Genomic DNA, 10,976 nt, shown 5'->3' with positions numbered 1-10,976 from the left:
ATCTTCATCCATGTTTTGGTGTCCACTTATTTTGGTGGACACCTCATGCCTGAGAGTACAGCGCTTCAGAAGGTGCGCAGAAATTCGCGCTTACCATCAACCATTTCCTCGGTAAGCAAGTAGCGCTTTGCCCCCACAGCCAACGACTCGATGGGGACGATCTCAAGCATTTGTGACTGGTCCGTTCAGATCAAGGCACAATGGTCCTCCATCTCAGGCATTCGGAGAGAGACAGGCTGACCAATGGGAGTATTGACACGCTTAGTGTTGCTATCTCAACGTGCCGCTGAGAATGCGCTCTTCAGCTTGACCTTTCATCGGTATTCGGCTGCCGGCTCCACCTAAGTTTCGGTACGCATCTACCCAATTTTTCTGCATCCCCAACACAGGGCGGTGGGGGGCAACCTCCGGTCAATACCGCGCCTTCTGCCTTCACTGCGGGTCAGTGGTCGGTTGCAGATGCGGCGAGCGGCGGAACAGCTACGGTCACGATTTCCGCTCTTCTTAGCAATGGCGGCTCCGCCATCACGGCGATCCAGTATAAGGCTAGCGCCGGTGCTTGGACGAATTCCGGTATTGTTTCGACTGGCAGCTTCAACATCACAGGACTGACGAACGGGGCGGCGGTCAATGTGCTCGTTCGCGCCGTGAACGCGATCGGCAATGGTCCTGACAGCGATTCGAAGAGCGTCACCCCGACCGCTGCGGCGGGCGCTTTGCAAGCGGTCTCTATGCGCGGCGACATAGGCAGAACTGTGGGACCTGCTCGTACCGCGTCGAACAACGTGCAGGTCTGCCGCACCCGCGACTATATCAGCGATGACGCGGCCATCAGCGGCGGTCTGGTCCTGTATTTCAGCGCGAAGCGGGTAGGCGCAGGCGTTGAGGTTGACGGCGATGCACACGCACTCCGCGCCGACATCGAGATCAACGGCGTCTGCGTTGCGGTCACGTTCGATGGTGGGGCGACAAGCAAGGCGATCTCCAATGGTGCGGTTCTCGTACCCTGTGATCCCGTTCCCCCATCGGCTTTTGGCTTGGCTAAGTTCGAGGCGGGAACTTTGTTCTGGCGCAAGGTAGAGCGGACCTTTGCCGTGGGCGGCGCTCCGGTCTACTGGAGAACGCAGGGCAACACCCCCGGCATCGCAGGGGAGAATGCATTCAGTGGCGCGGCCGGCACTGCCGTGTCCAAGATTGGCGTAGCGGGCGCAATGACAACCGCAGGAAGCTGGACGGCTCTTACCGCGTTCTGGGGGCCTGATCTCGTCGCCGGTGTCCCTGACGGCCCGATGCGGGCTGTCTACACCTATGGTGCTAGCCTTGAAGAAGGGCAGAAAGACAACGGAGGGGACGGCGCCAGCGGAGCGGGCGGTTACATCCGTCGAGGCCTAGCCAACGTTGGCGGGAAGAAGGTGGCCGGGGTTAACGTCGGAATGGGTGGCGAGCGAGCCGACCAGTTCGTTTCAACCTCGGCATATCGCCGTCAGCTTTCCGCATTCTGCAACATTGGCCTCAATGGCTATGGTGGCAACGACTTTTCCAGCAACCGAAACAAGGAAGCCACTTCTGCCAGCCTTGACCAGTGCGACGCCATCATCAAACTGTTGCTCATCGGCGGCAAGAGAATAGGTCGTCTCGTTTGGCACCGAAGTCCGACAGCACCGATAGCTGGGCGACCGTCGCAAATCAGACCGTTCGCACGGGCTTCCTTGATTTCCGCGCCTATTTGGACGCATCCGCAACGGCACTCATTGCCAATGGCACGATGAGCTTCACTGTTGACCCATGGGGAGTATCGGAGCCAGAACCGGGCAAATGGCCAGTGGACGGGACTGCGAACCGAAACACTGACGACGGAACTCACTATACGCCTGTGATGGGTGGGGTAGGAGCTACCGCCCTCGGTGGGCAGTTCCCAGCAAACGTCTGATACCCCATCGCCCTGACATCAAAAGTGGGCCGTTTATAACTGTGGTAATGATCGCTGTCCCATGCGGTAGCCTTCCATCCATGCGGCAAGGCGGCTGTCGTTAGGGTCATTGAGATAGGGGCTGCTGATAGGATCGTCCTTGCGAAGGGCTGCCTGTCGGCCCTCTTCGATTATGGCTTCGCGCTCTGCAGCGGTTAGTTCATTGGTGGCCATCGCTATCGCTCGAAAAGCTCCCCAAGGATTTCGCTGACAATAACGCTGGCGGCTTGGTTGGGCAACGGCCGGTAGCCGAGAAGGGCATGCAGGAAGTCGATCGGGTCTTCAAAGCCGAAAGCATGCTGCATCTGATCGAGGCTCGTGCGTTTCCTGCGTAGAAGGGAAAACACTGTAGCGCGGCCGGAAACAGATAGCCTCGTCTCGTGGCCGCCATCGCTTTCGAAATAGGGTTGGCCGACAGCCTCATCGCCTGGTGCGATCCGCTCCAGTTCTTCGCGGATGACGTCCCGGACGAACTTCGATGATCCCTTCACACCGGCGATTGCCTTGACGCGATCCATATCGACCTTGTCAAGCATAAGGTTCATGCGGTGGATGTTATCAATCGGAGGTCTGCCCATGGCCGGTGAGCGAGCACGGTTAATAATTCCACACTGACACCCTGTCTCGAAGGGTGTTATGAGGGTATTAGAAGCCGAAGCCGCTGCGCTCTCATCAGCCCGCGAAACTCTGACATCGATCGCGCTGGGCTTGCGCATCGTGAGAATTAGTCGTCGCCGATGGGATACATTTGACGGCCGGATCGTTGAAAACCCGAAAGACGGGCTCACGAGGCCCCAGAGTGGATACTAAGTGTCTGAAAAGGCTGAGCTACTTACGTGCGCTCGCTTCGGCGAGCACTTCGCGGGTGCACAAGGGCCGGCAGGGAATGATACGAAGATGACAAGGCAGTTTGAATCTATCAGGCCAATGATCGACCATCGGCAGAAGGCCATCTTTTTTGCGGAAAACGCAGAGGATATCCCGCAGGATATGTGGAAAGACTATGATCTTTCCGAAGTGCTGCTCGACGAATGGTCGAATATTGCCGAGATCAAGTGCGAAATAGCGCGTTCCAATTACACTTGGGGCATCGAGGCGGCGCGGTTCCCGGGGCGAGACCGGCGAATTCGGGGATGCTTTCTAAAACTGATGGCTGTCACGACTGAGCATCCAAATACTTCATGGTGACTCAAAATTTGTCGTCATCGGCCGGATCGGCTGGGCGTCACCAAAGAACAAATCGTAATCGACCGGCTTTCATTTTTTTCTGGAACATTTTACGCCGACGTCAGTTTGCGCGCCCGTAAGAACGGGTGGCATCATGTGCGACAGGTCATTTCATGAGCGGACTCTTTGCCAGATTGCTGAAAGAATGCGGAGAGAAAAATACCTTTCGGCGCTTTCTCAGCACATGGAAAGACTTCGGCAGATGAAGCGCGACGATAGCTCTATCTTGTCTGCGGCGGGCGGCGCAGGCGATGCCAACCTGTCAGACGAGGACAAGCTAAGCGACGGTGGCGATGTGCTATAGAGACCTGTCGCGAAATCCTAGGCATCAAGGTCTCCAGTGCGAGTGAGTTGTTCCGCCACCTCGCTGAAAAACAGATCATCGTCGAATGGGACGACTGCAGTAATTAGTTCAGCCAGAGTGACGGAGTGAAGCCTGGAGCCATCGGGCGCCAGGACGTCTATTTGGCGGACGTCGATCCTCCGGCCTTTCTCGACATCGTCCGCTACGATAGAACAGAGAGATCTAAACGCTTCGCGTTGTGCGTCAGCATGGTCGCTGAAGGCAGAGCCTTCGAGATCTGGGATAATTTTGTCGAGATAGATCACGTTGAAATGGAAGATCTGCACGTCGGTCGGCCCTCTGGTTGTTTTGAGCCGAACGATGAGCTTCTTCTTCTTGTTCCGCTGAAAAAGCGTTGATTGGGGCTTATGTTTCAAGGCCGTCTGTCAATCCTCATTCGTCGGATTGGTAGACCGCCCGCCCGTGACTACACGGAACGAGAACCACAAGCCAAAGTGGTTTACGTTGCACAAGTCCTATCGCTCTCAAGTCAGTGGAGTGGTATTACGTCTCGCAGGCGGTGGTCAGCGTACCGCCGCTTCAACGTGCGGGCGTAATCCCGAGCGAAACGCTCGCTGATAAACCGCATCTCGCGGATCTCACCATCGTGCTCGATGCGCACATAGTGCCGATCTTCCCGGCGGATTACGTCGATTTGAGCAATCATCGGTTTTCCTCCTGTCCAACCGAAGTAGGGAGCGAGGGTCAGACGTCAATCATAAAATTTGCCTGAGCAGCACCTCGCTAAGGTGCCGCCGCGCGCGAGTTCTGTGCATGTTGCTTAAGACGCAGAAGAGCTCTCACGCGCAGCGACGTTCCGATTTTAGCATGCTGTGCTAATGGGTCTAAGGCTCGAGGGAGATGCCCGCGCGGCTTCGGTTCACGCGGCGACTGCCATTGCCTGTTTTCACAGTGCCGGAAAGCGACAAGCCGCTCCCGCATCTCTAGGATGGGTTATAATGGGGAGGGATGGGTTGGCAAACGGCGCCATCGAATGGAACCGGGCCTAATGTATAGTTTCGCCTCTACCCATCTCGTACTCGAAGGTGGCTATGAGGTGAAGCGCTTCAGATACAAGTTCCGCAGCCGCATCTGCATCGGCTGCGAGCTCTGCATGGTCTGCCTCGATTCGTCTGCTGAGTTCTTCGAGACGAGAATGATGGCTAGTCGAGAAGGTTCGCGAGACGAGAGCCGTGTAACTTAAGCTCTTGCCGAGCTCGACTAACACTCGATCGCGCTGGCTCGTAGTCATTCGAGAAAAAGGGATTTCTTCAGGCTGTATCTGGTCCATACGCAATACTCCGGTTTTGCGAATCAACCGATACCCAAGTAATTCGTTCCGACCTTTTAACGGTCTACCGAAACCACCGCTCAGCCGCTTTGAGGAGTTTTGGTTCAGTGGTTAAACCGTCCTGAAACAATCGCACGAGCAGCATAGCAAGCTCATCCGGGTGGGTATCGTGTTCAGGAATCACCTGGGCGAAGACGCGTTCAAGCAACGCCAGATCTTCAGGTCGAAGAACCACATTCGATGGAATGCGACCGCGCATTGCAATTTCCTCGCAGCAGTAACTACCCTACCACTATATGCAGTCAAAGTTCCCAATGTTTTAATGCTGCGTGGCGTGTATGGATTCCATGACCAAGCGCCCTACCATCGTAGGCCTTCGTGGGCCGCTTTACTAAAACAAGGGCCATCAATGCGCGAATATGATTTGTGAAGGAATATCGTATAACGCGTACTGTAGAGCGAGGAATGAAGAGGCTTGTTATGGTGGAAAGCTTTTCTGAAGCCATACCTTATCTTCCCATTTTTGCCGGGTGGGGCTCGTTTGGCTCCTTTCCTCACGATACAATCGATCTACCATGTTCCCCGCAGCCAACTCGTATGGATCGGGCTTGGTCTGGCCTAGTTTTTTTGGCGATCATTTATGCACTGCTCCGACGATCAGTTTTGGGGCCGAACGCGGACCGGCCCCCTAACATCATTGGCGCGTAGTGCTGCCATCAGGCTGGTTAGATTGAGAAGGCCCACCTGTCCCACCATCCGGATGAGGGGTTTGGTCGGTAGGCGCCGACACAGCGGGTCCGGTACTGGGAGGGGCGGGTTGCGTTGTTGAGTTGCTTTGAGCCGGGGGTGTTGCGGTATTCTCGGCGGGAGCGTCGGTAGACTCTCCCCACATCTCCGCTCCAAGCCAAGCGATCATCGCCAGCGCCAAGCCAGCGACAAGAACAATCAGCACTGGACGACCAGTTCTGCCCTGTCGCGCGTCTGTGCCGGTCTCGACGACTTTACGATCCATTGTGTCCTCTCTCCCAATTAGGTGAGTCGAACCAGAGAAGATCGAGTTAGTTCCAATGTGGGGCATCCTAAATTCGACGGCTCGTTTCGCTCACCGACGTCAGAGATGGTTCGGGAAATCTGCACAGCTAGGATAAGTGGAATTTCTGCCTGAGTTCGGCTTAGATGCCGGGAACAGGAGATACCATGACGAGACGACCGCGCCGGAACCACAGCCCGGCTTTCAAGGCAAAGGTGGCGCTTGCCGCCATCCGAGGCGAATGGACGCTGGTGGAGTTGTCCCAGCAGTTCGATGTGCATGCCAACCAGATTAAACAGTGGAAAGACCAGCTCCTTGAGGGTGCGACAGGCGTGTTCGGCGAGGAAGCGAAGGCGGAACCGGCGGGTCCAACCGTCGATGTGAAAACGCTGCACGCGAAGATCTGCGAACTGACGCTTGAGAATGATTTTTTATCCGGTGCGCTCGGCAAGGCGGGATTGCTGGGCGGAAAGAAATGATCCACCGCCAGCATAAGCTATCAGTGGTGCGTCAGGCGAAGCTTCTCGGCTTCAGTCGCGGCAGCGTCTATTATCTGCCCACCCCGCCCAGTGTCGGACGGTGATCTGGCACTGATGCGCCGGATCGACGAACTGCATCTGGCATATCCGTTCGCGGGAAGTCGGATGTTACAAGGGCTTTTGAAGGGAGAAGGTCTGGAAACCGGGCGGCTCCATGTCGCCACGCTGATGAAGAAGATGGGCATCGAGGCGATCTATCGTCGCCCGAATACGTCGAAACCAGAGCCAGGGCACAAAATCTATCCGTACCTCCTGCGAAAGCTGGCGGTCACCCGGCCCAACCAGGTCTGGGCAATGGACATAACGTATGTGCCGATGGCGCGAGGGTTCGTCTATCTCTGCGCCGTTGTCGACTGGTTCAGCCGGAAGGTCCTGTCTTGGCAGTTGTCGATCACGATGGAAGCAGCCTTCTGCATCGAAGCGGTCGAAGAGGCGCTCGCCCGTTATGGCAAGCCGGACATCTTCAACACTGATCAGGGCTCGCAGTTCACGTCCATCGACTTCACGGCGGTGCTGAAGAAAGCGGAAATCGCCATCTCGATGGACGGTAAAGGTGCGTGGCGCGATAATGTCTTCGTCGAGCGGCTATGGCGTTCGATCAAATACGAGGAGGTTTATCTCCACGCCTACAGGACCGTGTCTGAGGCCCGTGGGAGCATAGGCCGATATGTGACGTTCTATAACAGCCGACGCCCACATTCATCCCTTGACCGGCAGACGCCCGATCAGGCCTACTTCAACAAGCTGGCACCGATGATGGTGGCGCCATAATCGAGGCGGAAATCCACTTAACGAAACACCCGAAACTGTTCAAACAAACCGAGCCACCTCTTTTCGATCGGCCTCTGGCTAGGGCCGGATCATCGCAACTGGGCCTTGACGAAGGTGCAGGCTCTTGCCACGATTGATCGTTTGAGCGGCTTTAACATCGTTATTGTCGGTGGAGATGTCCTCGAAGGACGTGAGACGAATTACCGTCATGCCTATGATGATTGGCACTTCGAGCCCTCGACACCGGCGAAACTAACGATGTGATTCTGAGTGCCTTACAAGGGAGCGACTACGTTAATAAATATCCGTTCGATGACGCGTATTTCGATGATGGTGCCAGCGCAGATGATTACTACAGGCGCCGTCGACACCGCGCCCTGACATCATTTGATGGGCGGTGAAGCAGCCGGCTTATCGGATCGACAACCCAATCTTAGGCGTAGCTAAGCCCGAAGACGGCTATACCAATATAAATCGAAAACATTATTGCTGCGAAACAGATCAAGAGGATGACGAAACCCCGTCCCATCTTTGCTTTCTTTGCCCTCTCAGCCGGCGCCTCTGTCTTGTCTTGGAGAAAATTTTCGTTTTGCGGACGTACCATTGGCTTGCCCTTTCAGTTTTCATCGCAGGTTTATCGTAAAGGTGCGTAAGAGGTTAGAGGGCGTCGCCTTTGGGTTTGTCCGGGCGAGCGTTTCTCAAGCCTTTCTCAGCTGCTCTGGAAAGCTCTTCGCGATTGCGATCGGCATCGTCGCCGGTACGGGCCTCGTCACTTTCGGGCGCCGGCTTCTTTTCTGTCATGATAAGTCTCCTTGGCCCATGCGGCCGGAAGGAGATCTATGTTCCAGATCTCCCACAACATTCACCAATGTGGGCTATTGATTGGTATGAGGCCCAACCGAATAGAGGGAGTTAAGTTCCGACGACTCGGCAGTATTAGTACGCAGGCGAGTTTTGAGCTCTTCTGCCCATAACCCTAACATCTGGCGGTCGATAACGTGTTAGCCTAGCTAGGGACACCACCGCAGGGGCAGGAAATGGGATCACAGCATGGGCCGTCAGGATTGCTTGCCAATCTACCACAAGAAAAACAATTCGAAGTACAGGTCGCTGTGACCAAAGTTATAGACCAGCTTGTTGAGAGTGGTTGGTCGCGCATGCAAGCCGCTACGGCGGTTGCGGACGCTGCAGATGACTACATCATGAGGATCTCTCAAGAGCTGGATACGGTGTCTGACCGAAGCTAGGGGCAATCTTGTTTGGCCCCACCGCCCTGACTTCAAACTACCTAAAACGAGGCCAGCGACGACGGCGGATCGGAGCGCTGACCTCTCCCGCAGAGGGGATATGCTTCAAGCCTGCGGTTTCAACAGCCCGAAATCTTTGGACTAAATTCGAAAGGCAAAGGCTCGTCCAGGGGTAGATGGCGAGCCCTTGTCTCTGTGGCCCGAACAGGTGGGCGACTAGTAACTCGCACGATCTAGAGTAGTTCCACTGGGCTCGGAAGAAATAGCGAGATCCCGCATTAACATCATGAACGATCTTCCTGAGTGTCACGGCGCTCACTCAGCGACGCACTATCTGCGCCATGCTTAGGATCAGATGGTTTTGACGGCTGAGATAAAGTTATACCGGCGCCGGTCACGCCTCGTTGAAAGCGTGAAATCCTCGCTTGTGCATGACCTTCGCGGGTTCTGTGTTGTTCTTCTTGCGTTGTTTCACGGTCTACTCTGTCTTGGAGCTCAGACATGGAACTGGAATGGTGGTCGCGTTGTCCGCTGTCGCGGATCGCTTTCTTGCTCCTTTTGTTAGCAAGCGAATAGCGTTTGGTCAGGCTTCCGGTCGGATCTCTCCATTCGACAAACATAGGCTCTCCTTTGGAGGCCGCTCGCCTCTCCGAATACAACGCGCTCAACAAAGGAGGATAGCAAGGAAAAACGCCACCACCTGTGCTCATGGCGGTCTTGCCATCTGGCGCAGCTAAGCCCGCGCAATCCCCGGCGCGGGCTTAACCGAAAGTCGAGGCTCTCTCGCTGCTCGGCTTCCAAGAAGCATAGTACGCTTTATCCGAGCCAGAGATACCTAGCCCAAAGGCGTAGAGCGAACCGTCCACACGCCAGCACCCTACCATGAAATACTACCAAGATCCCCTGCTGCCGATTCCGATGAAGCCGCCCCATTGGTCCGAGATGATTGCGCCCCCGGATTCCGGGATGATCTCGCCCCCTGTCTCATCGGGGTCTGCAGGCAGTAATTGTTGTCAGTTCGTTCGAGTGATGTGTCAAGCTTTGCGCGGCAGATTTCGTCGTAGGCTTTCTCCGCTGAGTTCAATGCGATGGGCGTTGTGGACGAGACGGTCCAGGATGGCGTCGGCATAGGTGGGGTCACCGATGACACCGTGCCAGGCGGATACGGGGAGCTGGCTGGTGATGATCGTCGAACGACGGCCGTAGCGGTCCTCGAGGATTTCCAGCAGATCGTGACGGGCTTGCTCGTTGAGCGGCTCGAGGCCCCAGTCGTCCAAAATCAGGAGCTGGACATGACCCAGGGTGCGTTGCAGACGAGCGTATCGGCCGTCGCCGCGGGCGAGCGCGAGCTGGGCAAAGAGTCGTGGGACCCGCTGATAGAGAACGGAACGATCGTCACGGCAAGCCTTGTGACCGAGAGCGCAGGGCGAAGATATGCTTCAGGCTTGCTGCGTGCAATTGTCGGGATCGCGACCATCAGGCCACAAGCTGGGTGGAGGAAGCACGCTGATACTGTGACCTCGTAATTGTTGAAGGGTAGCCAGACCACGCGAAAATTCTCGTAGGGGCGATCGTATCGCATCGTGCGGTGCCAGTCAGGAGGAGCGTAATCAGGCAAAAGTCTCAGGATGAAAGCGAAACAGCATAATCCTTCATGGGCCGAAAAAGAACCACGCCACCCTACATCGAGGTGAGCTCTATAGACCCGTCGTCTGCGTCGAGGAGAGAACAAGGGTGTCAAGCGTATCTATTTGGCCGACTTTGCGGCTTAGATAGATGTCCGACAGCAAGCAGTTACGAAGAAACATGATCAGCTTAGCAGCTGACGAGCGCAGCAGGGGGCGTAGTCACACCCATCGCCTAGGGAAGCCAGCGGGTCCCACAGAATAAGCTGGGGGGACGGATGTTCCATGGCGTCGCTTGCTGGCCGCGGGGGAGCGAAGGGGTGTCCACGCCGCTTCGGTTAACGCGGCAGGAGCTTATTCCACACGCATGGGATCCTGAACCAGAACAAGCTCTGGCTACACTATCTCAGCGTTATCTAGCGAAAGGCGCGCGTGGCACGCCAACCAGGCCCTTCAGAACCCGAGGACACTAGCCTGGGATAGCCACTGATCTATTTCTCGCACAACAACGCGGCGACCGGCGGGCGACCGAAGTATTTGCCATCTTTCGCTCGCTATTTCAGCTGCGTTATAATCCGTAGGCCAAATACCGAGGGCCGATTCGATCGCGGTAGCAGCGCGAACCGTCAGACCTGAAGGTACTGGTCGGCCGTAGCGCTGTCTAACGAGCTGCGCGTTTTCCTTGGCGATCGCCTTTATACGCGGAGGCTTCAAGTCGTAGGAGGCAGCAACCTCCGAGATAGGTTTGCCTCCAGCGATGGCCTCTGCGATGGCATAATCTCGATCGGGGTTCTTTGTCATTCCGCAATACTATCTATGAGGGCAGAACCCATCAATTAGCAGATTTCGGGGGGGAGACTGTTGGTCTATTAAGGGAGATGCCCGCGCTGCTTTGGTTGACGCGGCGACTGCCAATTGCCTGATTACTCAGTGC

The 10,976-nt window shown here is 56.0% G+C and carries 8 protein-coding genes and 2 pseudogenes; 4 read left to right on the top strand and 6 right to left on the bottom strand.

Annotation, left to right across the window (positions count from 1 at the left end; genetic code table 11):
* The first annotated feature begins 647 nt into the window (after positions 1-647).
* Positions 648-1,769 (top strand): hypothetical protein, encoded by a 1,122-nt coding sequence (locus tag BM216_RS30745; RefSeq protein ID WP_143102921.1) that lies wholly within the window; start codon positions 648-650, stop codon positions 1,767-1,769.
* 194 nt (positions 1,770-1,963) lie between these two features.
* On the opposite strand, the gene BM216_RS30740 is transcribed toward BM216_RS30745, so the two are convergent.
* Positions 1,964-2,143, bottom strand: coding sequence for a hypothetical protein (locus BM216_RS30740; RefSeq protein WP_093003784.1), 180 nt, complete (start codon positions 2,141-2,143; stop codon positions 1,964-1,966).
* A 2-nt stretch (positions 2,144-2,145) separates the two neighbouring features.
* On the bottom strand, positions 2,146-2,514 hold the full coding sequence (locus BM216_RS30735; RefSeq protein WP_093003782.1) for a hypothetical protein: 369 nt from the start codon (positions 2,512-2,514) through the stop codon (positions 2,146-2,148).
* Positions 2,515-2,779: 265 nt separating this feature from the next.
* On the opposite strand from BM216_RS30735, the gene BM216_RS30730 reads away from it, so the two are divergent.
* Positions 2,780-3,157: a hypothetical protein gene (locus tag BM216_RS30730; RefSeq protein WP_093003780.1), complete on the top strand. Its 378-nt coding sequence runs from the start codon at positions 2,780-2,782 to the stop codon at positions 3,155-3,157.
* Positions 3,158-3,661: 504 nt separating this feature from the next.
* On the top strand, positions 3,662-3,898 hold the full coding sequence (locus BM216_RS33840) for a hypothetical protein (protein WP_143102920.1): 237 nt from the start codon (positions 3,662-3,664) through the stop codon (positions 3,896-3,898).
* 996 nt (positions 3,899-4,894) lie between these two features.
* Here BM216_RS33840 and BM216_RS30715 read toward each other — a convergent pair.
* Positions 4,895-5,089, bottom strand: coding sequence for a hypothetical protein (locus tag BM216_RS30715; protein WP_093003774.1), 195 nt, complete (start codon positions 5,087-5,089; stop codon positions 4,895-4,897).
* Between the two features lie 938 nt (positions 5,090-6,027).
* On the opposite strand from BM216_RS30715, the pseudogene BM216_RS30705 reads away from it, so the two are divergent.
* A pseudogene (locus tag BM216_RS30705) lies at positions 6,028-7,170 on the top strand (IS3 family transposase).
* A gap of 657 nt (positions 7,171-7,827) precedes the next feature.
* On the opposite strand, the gene BM216_RS34370 reads toward BM216_RS30705, so the two are convergent.
* The 3 genes and pseudogenes from BM216_RS34370 to BM216_RS30695 all read right to left on the bottom strand — a co-directional run.
* Complete coding sequence (locus tag BM216_RS34370) at positions 7,828-7,971, bottom strand: hypothetical protein (protein ID WP_177230996.1); 144 nt, start codon at positions 7,969-7,971, stop codon at positions 7,828-7,830.
* A gap of 730 nt (positions 7,972-8,701) precedes the next feature.
* Complete coding sequence (locus tag BM216_RS33825) at positions 8,702-9,037, bottom strand: hypothetical protein (RefSeq protein ID WP_143102918.1); 336 nt, start codon at positions 9,035-9,037, stop codon at positions 8,702-8,704.
* Positions 9,038-9,451: 414 nt separating this feature from the next.
* Positions 9,452-9,841, bottom strand: a pseudogene (locus tag BM216_RS30695) (ATP-binding protein); the annotation flags it as partial.
* Between the last annotated feature and the right edge of the window lie 1,135 nt (positions 9,842-10,976).

Source organism: Rhizobium sp. NFR07 (assembly GCF_900111905.1).
Taxonomy (GTDB): domain Bacteria; phylum Pseudomonadota; class Alphaproteobacteria; order Rhizobiales; family Rhizobiaceae; genus Neorhizobium.
The sequence above is the reverse complement of the archived record's forward strand: the minus strand, read 5'-3'. Positions and strand labels throughout refer to the sequence as shown.

Excerpts from the sequence above, each read along its gene's own strand:
- BM216_RS34370 (WP_177230996.1), bottom strand. The coding sequence starts at position 7,971 with ATGACAGAAAAGAAGCCGGCGCCCGAAAGTGACGAGGCCCGTACCGGC.
- BM216_RS30740 (WP_093003784.1), bottom strand. The coding sequence starts at position 2,143 with ATGGCCACCAATGAACTAACCGCTGCAGAGCGCGAAGCCATAATCGAA.
- BM216_RS30735 (WP_093003782.1), bottom strand. The coding sequence starts at position 2,514 with ATGAACCTTATGCTTGACAAGGTCGATATGGATCGCGTCAAGGCAATC.
- BM216_RS30715 (WP_093003774.1), bottom strand. The coding sequence starts at position 5,089 with ATGCGCGGTCGCATTCCATCGAATGTGGTTCTTCGACCTGAAGATCTG.
- BM216_RS33825 (WP_143102918.1), bottom strand. The coding sequence starts at position 9,037 with ATGTTTGTCGAATGGAGAGATCCGACCGGAAGCCTGACCAAACGCTAT.